The sequence below is a fragment of the Streptomyces sp. NPDC059477 genome, from assembly GCF_042749375.1.
Classification (GTDB): Bacteria; Actinomycetota; Actinomycetes; order Streptomycetales; family Streptomycetaceae; genus Streptomyces.
Map to the genome: position 1 here is coordinate 1 of NZ_JBHYUG010000133.1, position 16985 is coordinate 16985.

Genomic DNA, 16985 nt, shown 5'->3' on the forward strand with positions numbered 1-16985 from the left:
GCTACGACAAACGAGCCCACCACTACCAAGCCCTGGTCACCCTCGCCTGCCTGCGACTATGGCCCCCCACCTGACACTGCGGACACGCCCTAGGCACTCGCAGGTGTGATGCGGACCGGATTCGGCAGCGGGACCGGGTGATGTGCGGCTACCGTGGCCGGAGTCGGAAGGAGAGCATCGTGGCAGAGCCGCCGCGGACCTGGGTGAACGGCCGGGAGGTCGACGTCCCCAACACCATCCCCACGATCCGGGACGCCCTCCCGCAGGAGCGGCGGGCCGACTTCGACCAGGCCGTCGACACCGCGGGCGTCCACGAGATCCACGCCGTGATGCGGCACTGGATGCTCGAAGCCATCCCCGACCCCGAGGCCGACGCCATCGAGGACCGGCTGCTGCGCGAAGAAGCCGAACGACGCGGCGCCGCGTGAGGTACCGGATCACCTACGCCCCGCCGGCCGACGACACACTGCGCAAGATGAACGGCCGCACCGAGTTCGAGGCCGCCATGGCGCGCACGATCGCCCGGGACTCCTACGGACACGGCTCCACCGCGGTAGACGCAGACCGCGACCGACGCGAGGTGACCGTCGCCACGGCGATCGTCCGGTACGTCGTCTCCGGCACCGTCCTCACCGTCACCGTCGTCCGCCTCATCGCGTTCTGACGAGCCCTGCGGGCGTCCCCCGGCAATCGTGCGCCGCGACGGCACACAGAAGACCCGGTCGGCCCTCGCCCCGCGGCTGTCCCGGGGCTCGTACGACTTCGCCCGCCCCAACTCCCAGGAGACGGGGAAGCCAGCGCAGAAATGCGCCGGCTGCGACGAAGAGTTCAAAGAAGGGCATTGCAAGGACCGCCGCCGGTACGACGCATGGCGGCACATGCCCGGCGAGTGCGCCCCACAGGCAGCGCAGCCGCTCCAGCACCGTCCGGCCCCTCGAACAGCGGGCACACCGCGCAGCCGAGTTGCTGGTAGACGCTGTCTATGAATGTCTGGTAGACACTGTCTATGGATGTTGAAGGGCCCCTGCGGGAACGACTGGTCGATGCCGGCGTAGAGCTGGTGCTGTCTGAGGGCACCGCGTCGGTTGGTCTTCGGGAGATCGCCCGCCGGGCAGGTGTGTCGCACGGTGCGCCGCGGCGCTACTTTCCGACACGCCGGGCGCTGTTGTCGGCCATCGCGCGCAGAGGCTTCGAGGAACTGGGCGCGCGGTCCGCCGCAGCCAAGGCAGGGACTGCCGTGCCGCGTGATGAGTTGGCAGCGCTGGCGCGGGTGTACGTCACCTACGCACTGGAGCGGCGCGGCATGTTCGAGTTGATGTTCCGTCACGACCTGCTCGACAGCGGCGAGCAGCCCGGAACTCCGGACGGGCCCCGGCTGAGGGAGGCGACGCTCCCGATGTTCCAGCGCGTCACCGAGCTCGTCGCTCGGTGCCGGGCACAGGCGCTGGAGCCTTCGGCGGCAGTCACCGCGGCTGCCCTGTGGGCGAACCTGCACGGCATCGCCCAGCTGTGGTCCTGGGGCAGCCTGCAACTCGCCCTCGGCGGCGAGGGTTCCGAAAGTCACGACCGGTTGATCGAAGCTGCGCTGGACGCCCATCTCGGGCCGATGGCCTCATGACCGGGCGGCTCCGACGCTCGGTCCCGCTTCTCGTCAGCGTGGCCGGGGCGGTGATCGTCGCACTGGACGGCACCGTTCTGCTGGTGGCGCAGCCCAGCCTGCAGCGTTCGCTCGCCGCGAGCCCGGCCCAGATCCAATAGAGGAACGAATTGATGTATGAGCACTTGAAGCGGCTGACCGGACCGGTGCTGCGTAGCGCGGCGCGGCTCGAAGCCGTGGGCTTGGAGAATGTGCCGCAGTCGAACGGCGTCATTCTCGCGTCCAACCACCTGTCCATCGTGGACTCCACCTTCCTGCCGCTGGTGCTTGACCGACAGGTGACCTTCATGGCGAAGGCGGAGTACTTTGAGGGAGGTTCCTGGCCGACGCGGATCGTCTCGTCCTTCATGCGGGGCAGTGGGCAGGTCCCAGTTGACCGCGAGAACCAACGGGCGGCGGTAGCCTCGCTTGACGCGTGTCTTCGGGTGGTGAAGAACGGCGGCGTCTTCTGCATCTACCCCGAGGGCACACGCTCCCCGGACGGCCGGCTCTACCGGGCCAAGACAGGCGTGGCATGGCTGGCTCTCAAGTCCGGCGCGCTCGTGGTGCCGGTGGCCATGAGCGGCACCGATCGCGTCCTGCCGCCCGGGCGCGTGCTTCCGCGTCCGGCCAAGGTCAAGGTCACCTTCGGCAAGCCCGTCGACCTCTCCCTGTACGAGGACTCCGCCGCTGACGCTGGTGCCCGAAGGGCTGTCTCTGACCTGATTGTGCAAGCTATAGCAGAGGTCTCCGACCAGGAGTACGTGCCCGTCTACGCGGCGAGGGCGAAGGAGCAGGGCTGATATCCCGTCGCATCGGAGCTGTCTCTGGATCTTGCTGTCGCCCGCCACCGCCAGTGCCTTCGCGTCCTGGTTCCCGATCGCGAGGCGAAGGCTGACGAACCAGCGCCGCCCGAGGAGAAGGCGAACTCTCCATGGCGGAGCGAGCGATTCGCTACTGACCTTTTCAGATTGGCTTCGGGAGGTCTGAAGCGCGGGTCAGTCCGGTTTCGGTGAGGCAGCCGTCGATGAGCTCGGGATGGCGCTGGATGTGGGCGAGTCCTCGGCGGAGGGTGCTGGTGAGGTGGTCGGGGTCGGTGAACGCAGTGTTGGCCATCGGCCCGCGCCGCAGCAGAGACCAGATGCCCTCCACAGGATTCAAGTCCGGTCTGTAGGAGGGAAGCTGGATGATGGTGAGCCATTCGTGATCGGCCGCGTACTTACGCAGTCCGGCAGTGCGATGGGTGTTCAAGTTGTCCCAGACGACAACGATCGGGGCGCCGAGTTGCAGGTGCGCGCGGACCAGGAGGTCACGGTAGTCCTGCCAGGCGAATAAGCAGCAGGTGGAAGCGGGGCCGGTAGATCATCCGGGACCTTTCCCCGGGCCGGTAGCAGCACATCGCGGCGACCGAGATCCGCCGCCGGGACCGTCCCCGCACTCTCACGACGGGAGTCTGCCCGCGTCGGCCCCACGTACGGGCTCGTGGCGGCGTCATCGCGAACCCGGCCTCGTCCTCGAAGACGACCCAGGCCCCGAGCGCCGCCGCGGTCCTTCCACCTGCGGCCACACGTCCTTCTTCCAGAGCTCGACCGCGTGTTCGTCACGTTCCAGCGCGCGACGGGCCGGGCTCTGCCAGGACCAGCCGTGGCGGTGCAGGAGTCGCCAGACCCCCGCGACGGAGCAGCTGATCCTGAACTGGCGGCCGATCAGCGCTCTGATGCGTTCCAGTGTCCACCGCTGGTCTTCCCAGCCATGCGCGGCTGGCCCTTTGGCCAGCTCCCTTTCCAGCAGGGCGAACCGTTCGTCCGACAGTTTCGGCAGTTTCGCCGGCCCCTTCGACTTCAGACCCTCCATGCCGCCTTCACGCCAGGCCCGGCGCCATTGCTCCACCGAACGCTCGCTCACCCGCGAGTCCTTGGCGATATCCGAAGTCCGGTCGCCTCGCGCGAACCTCTGCCCGGCCTCCAGCCGGATCCGTTCACGTGCGGCCCGCCGCTCAGCAGTCAGGCCCCCACCATCCTCGTACCGCATAACACCGGCATACCGCAGGGATCACCCAACGTCACCACCCGAAGGTAACCCGAAAAGGTCAGTAGTGTGGGCAGAGCCGCAGGCAAGGTGAAGGTGCCGCCCAAAGCCATCCAGGCGGGCAGAGTTGAGGGCGGAGACGAAGGCGTGACAATCACGCTCGACAACGACATCTGGTCCAAGTTGGGGGCTGAACGGGCCGGGGATCATTCCGGACGGTCGCCCGTTCTCTTGGACATCGTGCGGTAGCCGCTCCGGGCGTCCTGCTGGAGGTGCTACGGCATCCCCACGCGGACATGCGGGCGGCCCTCGTCGAGGCCATCACGCTCAAGCCACCCTCACCACACCACCACCAACTCCGCAACCACAAGGGGACACGGCGGCGACAGATCAGGATGCATCGGATATGTCGAGCTTGTTCACCTTGATGCGGGTGGTGTCGAACTCCCAGACGACGTAGAACTTGCCCGGCGCGTATTCGTCGGCCATCGCGTACGTGTCCCAGCCCTTCCCTGTCCCGGCCGGCGTCGTGTCCTCGTCGAGCTCAAAGCCGTCGGCGAAGAACTTGTAGTCGCTCCAGGCCGCCCCGGGGCGCTTCGTCCGATAGTTGAGGATGTCGCGGTACGCATCCGAGTCGGGACTGGAGATGGGGGTGTTGTAGATATACAGGTATTGCCCGTTGCTGTCCTTGATGAAGAATGCCTTGGACGTGTTCAGGCTCGGCAGGTTGATGTCCGCGTCGAAGGCCGTCCAGGTCACCCCGCCGTCGGAGCTCGTGGCCTTCATGGCGTTGGCATCCTCGCTCCGGGCCACCATGACCAACTCGTTCCCGGTCGCGCCGTCCTGGTCGAGGGAGATCTGGTTCTCGCCGGCTTTGATGCCCGCCACGTTTCCGTTCGTCACGGAGCCGGCCTTCGTCCAGGTCCTCAGGTCCTTGGAGACCAGCACCCCGTTCTCCCGATTTGTCGCCCAGTACGGGATGGCGTGGTTGCCGTTGGCCAGTTTGAGCGGGCGTCCGGCGAAGACGAGGTTGCCGATGTTCGGGAAGGTGGCGGAGTAGTCCTGCCAGGTACGGCCCTCGTCGGTGCTGCGCTTGACCACGGTGCTGCTGATCGGCAGGCCGTCGTTGTTCCAGCCGTCCCCGTCCGGCTCGGTCGTGTCCACGATGGGCGTGCGCCCCATGTACGCGAACAGCTCGCTGCCCGCCTGGTACAAGATGACGTAGTGGTAGGCATACTCACTGGTCTCCTGGCCCAGCGTCTGGGGACGGCTCCAGCTGGTGCCGCCGTCTGTCGTGTACGCGTACCGGATGTATCCCATGTCACGGTTGCCGGGCCTGAGTCCCTCCCGCCAGACCACGACCGCGTTGTTCGCGCTGGTACTGATGGTGTCGGGGGTGCGGGGACCGTCGCCGCCGGTCACCAGGTTCGTATAGGCGGTTGACTCGCCCGAGATGCTCTCGGCGGCTGCCGGGCCCGGCAGGAGCAGGCCGGACACGACGGTGAGGACGAGTGCCGTCAGGAGTACGGGCCACGCCACTTTGCGCTTCACCACAGCCACTGCTGGCTCACGCTCGTCGAGCAGGTCCACTGAATTGCCTCCGTTCCCGCGGTCTCACTGGCGCTGGGAATGGCGAGACACAGCCCGCTGTTCTTGTTCTGCAGCCGGTCGAGGTCGATACGGACCCAGACCTGCTCGTCACCGCTGCCGCACGGCCACTGAATGACCTTGGCGCCGTTCGTGGTGGTCGCGCCCGCGAGCGCCAGGCACTTGCCGTTCACCTTGTTGACCACGCGATAGCCGCCGGTCACAGGCTTGAGCGCCCAGTAGTTGCTGTCGCTGTTGCTGCACGACCATTGGATCATCGCGATGCCGTTGGTATAGCTGGAGCCAGGGTTGGCGAGGCACTGGCCGGAGCCCTGGTTGTAGAGACGGGCGTAGGTGGAGGTGTCTTCGGACCAGACCCAGCGCTGATCCAGGTTCTCCGAGCAGGACCACTGGATGATCTCGGCGCCGTTGGCCGTGTTGGAATTGGGAACGGCCAGGCACTTGTCACTGTTCACGTTCCGCAGCCGGTTCCAGCTGTCGTAGACCCAGACCTGCTCGTTGCCGCCGGTGTCGCAGGGCCATTGGATGGCCTGAGTGCCGTTGGCGAGGCTGGAGTTGGGCATGGCGAGGCACAGCGCGCTGAAGCGGTTGCGGACGAGGTATCGGTCGCCGTTTCCGCCCGTCACCTTGGTGAACGTCCAGTCCTGGTCCGAGTTCTCGTTACAGCTCCACTGGACCAGGCCCGTGCCGTTGGCCGTGCTGGAGTTGGGAACGGCCAGGCATCTTCCCGCGTTGAGGTTGCGGAGATTTCTCCAGTCGTCCTCCGCGCTCGCCGGACTGGGAAAGGTCAGTACGTACGCCAACGTGGCGGCGATGGCGGACATCACCGTGGCGACGACCGCGGACACCCGCACTGGAGTTTTCATATGCATGACATCCGATAACCTCTCTGTCCACGGGCCCGCAGGAGAGGCTGGGGGCGCGACGACGTGCGCAGGACCGTCCCGATCATCCGTCCGATCCCCCGCTTCCCCGCCGGCCCCCGTGCGCCTTCAGACACCGGAGCAACAGCTGAAGCCGACGGGGTGACGCGATCAGGAACAGGGGGTCGAGGACAGACGGCACGGTAGTGAACCTTCTCTGGGCGTCATCGTCATGCGGGCGATGTACCATCGGCCTTGCCGGCCTTTGTCGAGCGGCGCTTCACAGCCCAGGCCTCGTCCTGCCGCTTCGATCACCGTCGGCCAGTCATCCGGTCCATGGCGTTCGTGTTCGGCCCTCGGCAGGCGCACCCGCCATCCGCAGCAGGGCGCGGTTCGTTTCGAGGGACGATCGAGCTAGTACTGCAACGGTGTTTTTCCTGATGGTTGGGCAGTTTCGGGTGGTGTGTGGCCGCGTTGTTGGTAGTGGCAGATGCGGGCTTGGTGCTGTCGTCGTCGGCGCCAGTGGGACCAGTGCAGGATGTGCTCGATCGAGGCCGGCCGGCGGTGTGTGAGCCGGTGGATCAGCCGTCTGAGTTCGGCCAGGCTGAGGGGGACGAGGCCGGAGGATCCGTTTCTTCTTTCCCGGTGTCGAGCTCGTGGGCCCGCAGGACCGTGAGGCAGGCGTGGGTGGCCATGGCCAGGGTCATGTGGCGGTGCCAGCAGGGATAGCGGCGGACCTGGTAGTCGTCCAGACCGCATTCCTGTTTCGCGGTCTGGAAGCATTCCTCGACGGCCCAGCGGGCACCGGCGATGTAGATCAGCTGGTCAAGCGTGGTGTCTGCGGGGCAGTAAGCGATGTAGTAGGAGATCTCCTCGGGTCGGCGGACGCTGCGGCGGGCGATCACCGAGTGCCGGCGGTCGTCCCGGTGCCAGGGCCGGACCTCGACCCGGGCCCAGTCGAAGACACGGGGGCCGTGGGAGCCGTTCCCGCAGGAACGGCGCTTCCACTTCTGCCGCGGCAGACCGGGAAACAGGTCACGAACGGGGTGGTCGAGGGCCCAGCGGGTGACGACGGTGTCGTGCCGGGTGGTGGCCATGACGTGGAAGACGTCCGCCCGTTCCAGCTCGGTCCGCCAGCTTTTCGAGTAGCCGTAGCCAGCGTCCGCGGTGACCCACCGGAACGGGATCTTCTCCTGGACCGCCCGGCTGACCATCGCCCTGGCCATCGCGACCTTCGTCTCGAAGACGACGGTGCCGTCGATGCCGGCCCGTCGGCACCGTTCCCGGTCGTCCGTCCAGGAAGCGGGCAGGTAGAGGCGCCGGTCGATCAGGGTACGGCCGCGGCCGGCGGCATAGGCGAGGAAGACCCCGACCTGGCAGTTCTCCGTCCGCCCCGCCGTGCCGGAGTACTGCCGCTGAACACCTGCCGAACGGTCTCCCTTTTTCAGGAACCCGGTGTCGTCGACGATCAGCACCGCATCCCGGTCGCCAAGATGCTCCACCACGTATTCACGCACGTCGTCCAGGACCTCGTCCGCGTCCCGGTCGATCCGGTTCAGCAGTCGATGAATCCGGTCAGGTCCCGCATGACCCGCCTCCTCCGCCAGCGTCCAGCCGTTCTTCCGCTCCAGCGGAGCGATCAGCCCCCGCATGTACGCCAGCGCCGATTCACGCGGCTCAGACCTCGCGAAGCGGTGCACGAACCGCTCGTGCAGAGCCCTCAGTTCACCCGCCCACGACCGGGCATCAGACAGTTCCCCACCCATGAGCAGCCCAACGACCGACCTGCCCAACCGTCACCACAAGGGCCGTTGCAGTACTAGCGGGCGAAGTGGTGGCACCAGCAGCGACGTGCACGAAGACCAGCGGGATATGCACTCAGATCCCCCGACGGGCAGCCTCGGTGTCGATCAGGCCGAATTGGTGGCGGGCGCCGTCGACGAGCACGGCTCAGGGCCGCTGGTGTGCGGGTCAGCCTTTGAACCACCTCCCCTGTCGCCACGCCGCTCGGACCAGCAGGTCCTCGATGCGCCGCCTCAGAGATGGCCTCGGTTTTCCTCGACGCCCCATAGGCGCCTCCCCTCAGACCGGCCGCCGGTGAGATCCCGGCCAGCGGCCCTTCCATTGGATCGGGTCGGGCCCCAAGGGCGGGGTCCGGACACGGTGTCCGTGAGGGGAGGTGTCACAAAAGGCGCCATCTCAAACCCTACCCCCGAGCGCATCACCTCCGGGACGTTCCGTCAACTCCCACACCAGGCAACCCACTTCCCCTTTGACGAGACCGTACGAACCGTCTACGGAGTGAGGCGGCGATTCATGCTGACGTCCGCAGCGGAGCCCGCTGCGGTGTCACCGCCGCCACGGTCCCGGCCTCTCTCCCTGCTCGTTCAGCGCGGCCCGGTGCAGGGCGGCCGCGTGGGAGGCGTCGGCCTGGCGGCGGCGTTCGGTGCGGGCCTGTTCGATCGGGGCCGGCTGGTCGTCGGCCGCCGCCTCCGGTTCGGGAAAGCCTGGAGGCTGAGCGCCCGCATCGCGGCAGTCTGCCGCTCGACCGCTTCCGCGATTGACGGGTCGACGCGGTTCGGTGGTACGACGGCCTGGTGCGTGGCGAGCGCCTGGTGGAAGCCTGGTGATCCCATCTCGCGTGTCTTCACCGGTGCCTGCGCACCGACCGGCGAGGCAGTCGGGGCCCTGGGTGCGGTCCGGGGAGCGGGCGCGGCGCCTGGCGGCAGGACCCGCACTCGGACCGCGTCAGTGCCGGCCGTCTCGTAGGCGGCGGCGATGATCCGCGTGGTGATCAGGCGGAGCTGGGTGGCGTAGGCCGGGGAGTCCGGGCGCAGGTCGAGCTGCCCGGTCTCTGGGTGGAAAGCGACGGCCGTGACGGGGTGGGGCAACTGCGGGGCGACGGCGGCGGCGATGTCGGGCCAGCGGTCCAGGATGCTTCCGCCGGCGGCCGGGAGTTCCCAGGCACGGCCGGCCATCAGGCCCTGGAGCACGGTGGCGAACCCGGAGGGCTCCCGCCCCGTCCCGCCGGGCGGTCGTCGCCCGGCGGCCTCGCTACGGTGCCGACATGGCGGATCGGAGCGAAGTACAGCCGTGGCCGGAGCGGGGCTGGAGGCTGGCAAGCCTCGTCACCGCGCACCGCCCTGCACGGTGCGGATGGTCTGCGGCAGTCAGGTCTGGCGGGTGAATGGCGAGGGACGGCGGGTTTCAGGGGCTCCACGCTGAGGACGGCGATGTTCAAGCGGCGGAGTACGGGGAGTACTGGGCTGTGGTGCCCTGGCACGTGCGGTCGGTCAAGGGCGTCTCCCACGTTGCTGTTGTGCCCGTCGAGCGGCTGCCTCTGCCGTCGGCGGTTCGTGAGGCGCTGGCCTCCGTCGGGGCTCGGACTGGCTACTCCAGAATGCGGATGGGCTGTCATTGGCATGGCCGGATTCGTCGGTGTCCCAACGTGCGGGCTCGGGTAGCGCTCCGGCAGGAAACGGCTTGGAGGGGGAGCGTGTGGGGAAAGCGAGCCGCAGCAAGAAGCAACGCAGCCGGGACACCACCATGACATGGAATGCTGCTCGCGCCGCGCGCGCAGCACACCGGGCCCGGAAGGAGACCCAGCGGCTCCTGCTGGACAATCCGTGGGTGCGATCTATGGTGGCGTCGAACGTGAGCACGCGGATGGCAGAGCTGCGCACGGTACTCCAGCACAGCGACGGGCCCGAGGAGCACCGCGAGAACATGGCGTTCACGCTGATGCTCGGCAAGCAGGGAATGCGGCCGCCCTGGCCGACCGGTCCGGTCGAAACGGCGCGCTGGCAGATGCAACAGGTACTCAACGTCCTGGCCAACGCCGAGGTCCTCGTCGTCTCGCCGGCGGCCCACGCGGCGGTGATGGCCGCGACCGCCACCCTGGAGCCCGCCGACATGGCCACCCTGGACCGTGACAGGGATCTTGCCATGCCGACCGGCCTACTGGTGCTTCCCACCTCTGTCGTCGTGGCCAACCGGGGCGGATCGCTCTCCGACATCCGAGCCTTCGGCTGGCAGATGGTCACCCAGTCCCAGATGCTGCCCGACGCCCGGTACCCGGGAATCCAGCTCACCTGCTTCATGGACCGTGACGGCCCCGTCCAGCCCGAATCATGGCGCCTCGCCGTCGCTCAGGCTCGTGCCTCGGGCGCGCCGCTGCCCCCACTCGTACCGGACGGCATGTACGGGATGCGGGGTGACGGCGCACTTGCAGCTGAGAGCGTCGAACGTCACGCCGCGCTCACCAAGGAACACCGCTGGCTTCACACAGCCCTGAACGAGGTCGCGCAGTACAACGCCGTGCCGCCCGAGGAGGGCCAGTGGGACGGCGGACGCATCGAGGACGTCTACGACGACTTTGCCGTCCGCTATGCCTTCGCGTTCTGGCGGCTCTCAGCGCAGGGGATCACCACGATCACATCCCCGCGGGAACAGGACAGTCCCGAGCGCCAGCTGCACTCGGTTGTCACGCCGGCCGACCCCGATATCCGAGTCATCCGCCTTGCCCACCAGGTACCCGAACAGCGTACGGGGAACAGCGACGCCAGCCGGATCTATCACCACCGGTGGACCGTGCGGATGCACAAGGTGCGCCAGTGGTACCCCAGCGCCCAGGAGCACCGGGTGATCTGGCGTGGCCCATACATCAAGGGCCCCGCCGACGCCCCCTTCATGGTCGGCGAGAAAGCGTACAGGGTGGACTGATCCGGCCAAATGGCTTCCGTCAGCCGAGTCCCAGTGTCCGAAGTACCCACCCGGTGTCATGGACGTCGGCGAGGCAGGACGACAGCAGGCCGGACAGCGCCGCATCGCCGGTGTTGTTGTCGGGGTGGCCTGGCCGAGCGCCGTGTGACAGGCCCACACCGCATCCAGCTGCGGCTTACGGTTACTTCGGACGCGGAGGGGCGGGTTGTCCTGCCCCGAGTTGAACGACACCAATGACCCCTCGGGGAGTACCTCGTCGGACTGCGCCTGCTCGAGGACGTTGCAGGCGATGTCGATGTCATGGTCCCCGGCCACGGATCGGTCTGCGGAGCCGGTGAGATACGCGCACGGATCGAGCAGGATCGGGCGTACGTCCTTGCCGTGCGTGCGGGCCGTGTCCCCAGCGCCCCGCGAGTCGGCCCAACGGCCAAGCCCGGCTGGGAGTGGACCACCGATATATCCGTCGGCCAGGTCGAGCGCCTCGCTGAAAGAGCTGAATGAAGCGAACGCAGCGGATGAGCGAGTGGCCCGCCGACGAGAGCCTGCTCACCGACGCGTACACCGCCGAGGCCACCCGGAAGATCGCCGCGCTGTGGGAGAGCATCGGGTTCCGGCACTTCCGGAACTGTGACCGGCAGTTCCGGGGCGGGAGCGTCTACCTCGCTGGCGATGTGGTCGGGCAGGAGGTCGGCGACGGCTGTACGGATCGCCCGGCGGCTGATCCGGTGGTCGCGGGCGAGGGCAGCTTGCCACCCGTGCGACACCCCCAGACGTCAGATCAGGACCCTTGCGCGGCTTGGCTCGCACATGCGCGACAAGTGCGAGGAATGCTCTGGGTATGACGGAACCCCCGTCCACTTGGACGGGGGTTCGAGGCAGGAGTAGATACCGCGAGGGCGGGTACCGCCGGGTCAGCTCTTCGAGCTGGACCCGTGGGCGATGGCTCCGACAGCGGCGGTGATTCCGGCCTTGACGATCGTCTCGTTGTGCTTGTCGGCCGCGTCGATGAACTTCTCCACGGCCCTGCTCGTCGGTTTCATGACGGCGTCAACCGCCTTGTCCTGGTCCCCGCCCGTGAGGGCTGCTACTCCCTGGGCCACGAGAGCGATGGGCGCTGCGACTGCCGTTGCGGCCAACATGCCCGCCACGGCGGCGACCAATCCTGAGGCGGTCTTCGGCTCAAGTTCGGGGCCGGGGGCGGCCCATCCTGCGGCGGGAGCTGAATCTGACATTGCAGTCTCCTTTCGGCGTGCGATGACGGAGCAGCACTTCTCCGTCACTCGATGTTGCCTCGGTTCGGTCACCGCCTCCTCATCCTTGAGGCTTGCCATCCCCGGCGTTCTCCCGAGGCGGTTCTCGTCCGTGAGGATGACGACGACCAGGCCCTCTCTCTGGCGTCCGGGGGAAGTGCCAGAAGGGCCGTGATGTCGTAGATCCGGGACGTCCTTGTCCACCCTGTGGGCCGCGCGGCCGGTGAGCTGGTGGAGCCAGTCCTCGGCCCAGTGCGCCTGGTCCAGGAGCCGCAGCACCCCGCCGGGGGCCGCCACACGCCCGGCCTCCTCCTTGGTCGGCGCGTGAGCGGACCGTAGCCACCCCCCGACAGTGTGGCGGCGGTCGGAACATCGGTACAGTGGTTAGCGGTGAGAACGATCATGGTCAGGGACGTGAGTGTGCTGACCCGGTTCTCGTACTCGCGGCGGGCCTTGCGCTGTGCCGGGATCGCGGGGACATCCCGGGCACGGTCGAGCGGCTGGCAGCGGGCGAGGAGCTGGCGGTGCACGGAGGGGACGGCGCTGACGCGCAGGGTGTAGCCCTGGCCACGCCGTACAGTCACCCTCTGGTCGAGCGCGGCCCGCTCGATGTCGTCCAACTCGGCGGCGCGGAGGAAGTTGGCGACCTTGCCCGGCATGTCGAGGGTGACCGGCAGCTCCGGAGGCGGAGCGTCGTCCTCGGTGGTGGTGTGGTCGGGCAGGAGGTCGGCGACGGCGGTGCGGATGGCACCGCGGCTGACCCGGTGGTCGCGGGCGAGGGCGGTGATGGAGCGGCCCTCCAGGTACGCGGTGCGCACGTCGCCGGTCCTGCCGACCGCCACGGCGGGGCGGCGTCCGCCCTTGCTGCCCTTGGCCTTGGCGGCGCGCAGCCCGTCGTACGCTGGAGTTCGCCGGCGGCGGCGATGGTCTGCACCAAGAACTTCACGGTGGACAGCAGTTCTCCGGTCCGGAGGTGGCGGGCGGTGAGGTCCGTGGCGGAGAACGCGCCGTCGTGGATGTGCGGGGAAACCTGGTCGCGGTGGAGGACGTCGAGCACGTCGAGGCCATGCTGGGTGCCACGTACGAGGCGGAACATCTCGGAGATGTGCACGGTGTCGCCCGGCCGCGCGTAGGTGAGCAGTTCTGCGATCTGACGGGCGACGAACCCGACCACCTCGTCGGGGAACTCCGCCCGGCCCCGACGGAACCGGCCGTCGCGCGGGTAGAACTTCAGCAACAGCACGAACCCGAGTTGTTGCGGCCCGCCACGCTCCTCCCGCACAAGGCCGCGTTCGCCGTCGAGTACGGTCCAGTGCTCGACCAATTCGTCCATGCCCACCGACTCACGACTCATGCCCCCTCATCATGCCGGACATGACCAGGACAAGACGTCCAAATGCCGAGGGCGGTGACGGGCGGGCGACCATGTGGCGGGCGAAGTCGGTGGGACGGCCGGCCGCTGTGCCCGGGCCGCCCGGTGCCCGTCCTTACGATCCGCCCGCTGGAGACGGCCGCCATCGGTCGGCCTTGGAACGGGCGTGGGCGTCCTGCACGGTCTGAAACTCGCGTCCTGCCTCACGCCAGCGTCCCGTCGCCAGGTAGGCGCGTCCCAGCCGGGTGCGGATGTCCATCTCCAGCCAGTCGTAGCCGGGTTCGGTGAGGCGGGACAGCGACTGGTGCTGGCGGAGGGCCTGGTAGTGCAGGGCGATAGCGGCCTCCGGGTCGCCATCGGCCTGTTCCGCTGTGCCCAGCCGGGTCAGACTGCGAGCGCACAGGAAGAAGTCGCCGACCTGATCGACCAGTGTCACCGCAGCCCGCAGTCGGTGCTTGGCCTCTGTGAACTGCCCCATCCGGAGGTGTGCGTCGGCGGCGCAGCTCAGTGCCCGGCCCAGCATCCGAGGGCGGCCGATCGCCTCCGCGTGGGGGTAGGCGTCCGCGAAGCAGGCCAGGGCCTCCTCGTTCCGGCGATGGAAGTAGTACGACAGTCCTTGGACGATCAGTGCTGTCGCCGCGATCCAGTCGTTGCCCACGCTTCTGGCGAGGGCGAGTCCTTTGGTTGCATGGACGATGGCGGGCCCGGCCTCGCCCATGCTCAGGTCGAGGGCACCCATAGCGGTATAGGTCCGGCACTCCTCGTGAGCGTCGGGACGGTTCGCCAGTAGCTTCAGCGTCTGCTCGAAGCAAGCACGGGCCCGGTTGTACCGGCGTTGATGGATCGCCGTGTAGCCGAGGGAGTTCCAGAGAGCGAGCGGCATCCGGGGATCAGTCGTCCCGGCCACGTGGGCAAGGGCGATCTCCAACGTTGTCTCGGCCTCGTGGTAGCGGCCCTGACGGACGAAGTAGTCGACCAGAGCCTCGGCCAGCCAGCAGGAGTGGTCGGCGTCGCCCGCGCTCGCGGCGTGACTGACGACATCGGCGAGTTCGCCCCCTGCCGCGTCCAGCCAGGCCTCTGCCTCTTGCCAGGTCGTGAACGGCCCGTCCCATGGCCGAGGGCCGGTCGGGAAGCCGTCGACACCCCACTCACTGGCCATTCGGGCGGCATCCAGATGGAGACGGAAAGCGGCCTTGCGGGCGTCGGCGGCCTCGCGCGGCGTTTCCCGCGTGAGGCGTCGGGCGTGTGCCCGGACGAGATCGTGCAGACGGTAGCGGCCGGGCTGAGGTTGCTGGACCAGGCTGGTGTCGACGAGTCCCTCCAGTAGAACCTCCGTCTCAGGGCTGGGAAGCCCCAGCATGGCTGCCGGTGTCAGCACATCGAACTCCACCGTGGGTGTCATCCCCAACACCCTGAAAGCACAACGCTGTTCAGGGGCAAGATGCTCGTACGACATCCGAAACGCCGTCTCCACGCTGCGGTCCCCGGCGTTCAGCTCCCCGAGTCGGTCCCCGCCCGCCATCCGGCCCACCAGATGTGCCACAGTCCAGGCGGCCCGGTTCTGCAACCGCGACCCGGCGAGTCGCAGGGCGAGCGGCAGCCCGTCGCACAGCCCGGCCAGCCGCCGGATCGCCTCGGGTTCCCGGCTCGCCCGCCGCACCCCGATGATGTCGGTGAGCAGCGACACTGCGTCGTCGCCCGTCAGCGGCTCCAGTGTGACCCGCAGATCCGCATCCAGCCCGGCCAGTCGGTGGCGGCCCGCCACTAGGACCCGGCTTCCCGCGCCGGCAGGCAGCAGCGGCCGTACCTGGTTGGCGTCCAGGGCGTCGTCCACGACCAGCAGCAGCCGCAGCCCGCTGGTGGCTGCACGCCAGACGGCAACGAGGTCGTCCAGATCGCCCGGCAACTCGCCGGTCACCGTACTCAGCGAGTGCAGCAGCCGCTGCAGGGCCCGTACGGGCGTCTGCCGCCGCTGCGTGCTGTGGGCGCGCAGATCCACGAACAGACAGCCGTCTGGATACTCGCCGCTCAGCTCGCGTGCCGTCCGCACTACCAGCGCAGACTTGCCGACTCCTGCCGGTCCGTCCACGGTCCGGACTGTCACCGCTCCCGGAACGGCGGCCCCCAGCAGTTGTGCCACCTCGGCCTCCCGCCCGATCAGGCGGCCCGCGTCGCCAGGCAGTTCATTGACCGTACGGCGAGCGGGCGCAGCAGTGTCGGGCGGCATCGCTGGGCTTCCGCGCAATATCGCCTCATGCACCCGTGTGAGCGCCTCACCGGGACTCGCGCCCAACTCGGTGCGGAGCAGCCGTCTCAGATCCGCGAAGACGGTGAGCGCCTCCCCTCGGCGACCGCTGCCGTGCAGGGCACTCATCCGCAGCGCAGCCAGCGGCTCGTCGTAGGGGCTGGACGTGGACAGTTCGGCTAGGTCGTCAAGGGCTTCGCCGTACCTGCCGAGGTCGACCAGGCACTCCAGCCGCTGCACCCGTACCTCGCGGCGTCGGTCCAGCAGCCGTCCGCGTTTCTGTTCGGCGAACGGTCCGGGCAATCCGGCAAGGGGCTCACCGTCGAACAGGGCCAGGGCGCTTCCGAGTCGGTCCGCCGCGCTGGCCGGGTCACTGGCAGCCCTCGCCCGCCGGGCGGCGTCGACGCGCTCGGCGAGGTCCGTCACATCGAGCCGGAACCCGTCGGCAGCGAAGCGGTAGCCGCCCGGCTCCTTGCGGATCAGCGATGACTCCGGTCCACCGCCCGGGAGGTCCAGGGCCCGTCGCAAGGCATACACGTAGCTGGGCAGCACACTCCGGCCGGTTCCTGGCGGATCGTCGCCCCAGACCGAGTCGAGCAGTTGCTCATGGCTGACCAGGACACCCGGTCGCAGCGCGAGCGCGACCAGAACTGCCTGGCGGCGGATCGGCCCGAGCGACAACCGGGTGTCGTCGTGCCAGGCCCGTACCGGTCCGAGCACCGTGAGCCGAAGTCGTCGTGACCGTTGCGCCCCCACCGATGCCTCCACCTCACATCACTGGTATTTCATCGGCATTGCAGCGTCAGCCACGATGCTGCGCAAGTGCCCCGCCAAGTCCCGGCCACCCGGAGAAGGCCGGCCCGGGTACATGAAGGGCGGGCGGCGGCCGGTCACGGGGTGTCGATCGCCGCACGCCGACGGGCTGAGCCGGAAGGAAACAGACATGAATGTCGAAACGAACGCACCCACGCTGCGTCAGGACATGGCCGGATCCTGCTCATCCCGGATCGCTTGGTCGAGCCGGGTGGTGTGGTGTTCGTCGGCGCGGACGAGAGTTTCCGGGTGGTTTTCCTGTCGGCCAGGCGATTCGCGCCGACGACGGCACCTGGTGTGTGCACACCTGTGTTCGCCCAGGCGGGATCTTCGCGGACGACCGCATGGTCAGCGGCCTGCCCGGTCTGCCGACGGTTGTACGCGTGGTGCTCGCCCATGCCTGCTACTCCGATCCGAGCGTGCCCGGGGTCGCCACCGCAGCGTGGCC

The 16985-nt window shown here is 68.4% G+C and carries 14 protein-coding genes and 3 pseudogenes; 7 read left to right on the forward strand and 10 right to left on the reverse strand.

Annotation, left to right across the window (positions count from 1 at the left end; all coding sequences use genetic code 11):
- Window positions 1-179 precede the first annotated feature (179 nt).
- From ACFXAZ_RS36940 to ACFXAZ_RS36960, 5 genes and pseudogenes are all read left to right on the forward strand, one after another.
- Window positions 180-428 (forward strand): hypothetical protein, encoded by a 249-nt coding sequence (locus ACFXAZ_RS36940; RefSeq protein WP_384600602.1) that lies wholly within the window; start codon window positions 180-182, stop codon window positions 426-428.
- Window positions 425-664: a hypothetical protein gene (locus ACFXAZ_RS36945; RefSeq protein ID WP_384600605.1), complete on the forward strand. Its 240-nt coding sequence runs from the start codon at window positions 425-427 to the stop codon at window positions 662-664. Before ACFXAZ_RS36940 ends, ACFXAZ_RS36945 begins: the two co-directional genes overlap by 4 nt.
- A gap of 342 nt (window positions 665-1006) precedes the next feature.
- A complete protein-coding gene (locus tag ACFXAZ_RS36950; protein WP_384600608.1) occupies window positions 1007-1618 on the forward strand; it encodes a TetR/AcrR family transcriptional regulator in 612 nt (203 codons plus the stop codon).
- Window positions 1615-1755, forward strand: a pseudogene (locus ACFXAZ_RS36955) (MFS transporter); the annotation flags it as partial. The gene ACFXAZ_RS36950 and the pseudogene ACFXAZ_RS36955, both read left to right, overlap by 4 nt.
- Before the next feature lie 15 nt (window positions 1756-1770).
- On the forward strand, window positions 1771-2439 hold the full coding sequence (locus ACFXAZ_RS36960; protein WP_384600611.1) for a lysophospholipid acyltransferase family protein: 669 nt from the start codon (window positions 1771-1773) through the stop codon (window positions 2437-2439).
- 163 nt (window positions 2440-2602) lie between these two features.
- On the opposite strand, the pseudogene ACFXAZ_RS36965 reads toward ACFXAZ_RS36960, so the two are convergent.
- The 6 genes and pseudogenes from ACFXAZ_RS36965 to ACFXAZ_RS36990 form a co-directional block, all read right to left on the reverse strand.
- Window positions 2603-3131: pseudogene (locus ACFXAZ_RS36965) on the reverse strand (transposase).
- Window positions 3128-3667 (reverse strand): winged helix-turn-helix domain-containing protein, encoded by a 540-nt coding sequence (locus ACFXAZ_RS36970; RefSeq protein WP_384600614.1) that lies wholly within the window; start codon window positions 3665-3667, stop codon window positions 3128-3130. The pseudogene ACFXAZ_RS36965 and the gene ACFXAZ_RS36970 overlap by 4 nt, the downstream one beginning before the upstream one ends.
- A 387-nt stretch (window positions 3668-4054) precedes the next feature.
- Entirely contained in the window at window positions 4055-5215 is a 1161-nt protein-coding gene (locus tag ACFXAZ_RS36975; RefSeq protein ID WP_384600616.1) for a sialidase family protein, read from the reverse strand.
- Window positions 5212-6138: an RICIN domain-containing protein gene (locus ACFXAZ_RS36980; protein ID WP_384600619.1), complete on the reverse strand. Its 927-nt coding sequence runs from the start codon at window positions 6136-6138 to the stop codon at window positions 5212-5214. The genes ACFXAZ_RS36975 and ACFXAZ_RS36980 overlap by 4 nt, the downstream gene beginning before the upstream one ends.
- A gap of 578 nt (window positions 6139-6716) precedes the next feature.
- Window positions 6717-7901, reverse strand: a complete 1185-nt coding sequence (locus ACFXAZ_RS36985; protein ID WP_384600621.1) for an IS701 family transposase — start codon at window positions 7899-7901, stop codon at window positions 6717-6719.
- A gap of 621 nt (window positions 7902-8522) precedes the next feature.
- Window positions 8523-9113 carry a DUF721 domain-containing protein gene (locus ACFXAZ_RS36990; RefSeq protein ID WP_384600624.1) on the reverse strand — a complete coding sequence of 197 codons (591 nt, stop codon included), beginning with the start codon at window positions 9111-9113 and terminating at the stop codon, window positions 8523-8525.
- Between the two features lie 520 nt (window positions 9114-9633).
- On the opposite strand from ACFXAZ_RS36990, the gene ACFXAZ_RS36995 reads away from it, so the two are divergent.
- Both ACFXAZ_RS36995 and ACFXAZ_RS37000 read left to right on the forward strand, forming a co-directional pair.
- On the forward strand, window positions 9634-10857 hold the full coding sequence (locus ACFXAZ_RS36995; RefSeq protein WP_384600627.1) for a hypothetical protein: 1224 nt from the start codon (window positions 9634-9636) through the stop codon (window positions 10855-10857).
- Between the two features lie 497 nt (window positions 10858-11354).
- The gene (locus ACFXAZ_RS37000) at window positions 11355-11699 is read left to right on the forward strand and encodes a hypothetical protein (RefSeq protein ID WP_384600630.1); all 345 of its coding nucleotides are present in this window, start codon (window positions 11355-11357) and stop codon (window positions 11697-11699) included.
- Window positions 11700-11768: 69 nt separating this feature from the next.
- On the opposite strand, the gene ACFXAZ_RS37005 is transcribed toward ACFXAZ_RS37000, so the two are convergent.
- From ACFXAZ_RS37005 to ACFXAZ_RS37020, 4 genes and pseudogenes are all read right to left on the reverse strand, one after another.
- Entirely contained in the window at window positions 11769-12089 is a 321-nt protein-coding gene (locus ACFXAZ_RS37005) for a hypothetical protein (protein ID WP_384599088.1), read from the reverse strand.
- 68 nt (window positions 12090-12157) lie between these two features.
- Window positions 12158-12925 (reverse strand): hypothetical protein, encoded by a 768-nt coding sequence (locus ACFXAZ_RS37010; protein ID WP_384600636.1) that lies wholly within the window; start codon window positions 12923-12925, stop codon window positions 12158-12160.
- A 386-nt stretch (window positions 12926-13311) separates the two neighbouring features.
- A pseudogene (locus ACFXAZ_RS37015) lies at window positions 13312-13461 on the reverse strand (hypothetical protein); the annotation flags it as partial.
- 133 nt (window positions 13462-13594) lie between these two features.
- On the reverse strand, window positions 13595-16480 hold the full coding sequence (locus tag ACFXAZ_RS37020; RefSeq protein ID WP_384600633.1) for a BTAD domain-containing putative transcriptional regulator: 2886 nt from the start codon (window positions 16478-16480) through the stop codon (window positions 13595-13597).
- Window positions 16481-16985 lie beyond the last annotated feature (505 nt).

Coding starts and splice junctions, on each gene's coding strand:
- ACFXAZ_RS37000 (WP_384600630.1), top strand. CDS start 11,355: ATGAAGCGAACGCAGCGGATGAGCGAGTGGCCCGCCGACGAGAGCCTG.
- ACFXAZ_RS36990 (WP_384600624.1), bottom strand. CDS start 9,113: ATGGCCGGCCGTGCCTGGGAACTCCCGGCCGCCGGCGGAAGCATCCTG.
- ACFXAZ_RS36985 (WP_384600621.1), bottom strand. CDS start 7,901: ATGGGTGGGGAACTGTCTGATGCCCGGTCGTGGGCGGGTGAACTGAGG.
- ACFXAZ_RS36960 (WP_384600611.1), top strand. CDS start 1,771: ATGTATGAGCACTTGAAGCGGCTGACCGGACCGGTGCTGCGTAGCGCG.
- ACFXAZ_RS37005 (WP_384599088.1), bottom strand. CDS start 12,089: ATGTCAGATTCAGCTCCCGCCGCAGGATGGGCCGCCCCCGGCCCCGAA.
- ACFXAZ_RS36980 (WP_384600619.1), bottom strand. CDS start 6,138: ATGAAAACTCCAGTGCGGGTGTCCGCGGTCGTCGCCACGGTGATGTCC.
- ACFXAZ_RS36950 (WP_384600608.1), top strand. CDS start 1,007: ATGGATGTTGAAGGGCCCCTGCGGGAACGACTGGTCGATGCCGGCGTA.
- ACFXAZ_RS36970 (WP_384600614.1), bottom strand. CDS start 3,667: ATGCGGTACGAGGATGGTGGGGGCCTGACTGCTGAGCGGCGGGCCGCA.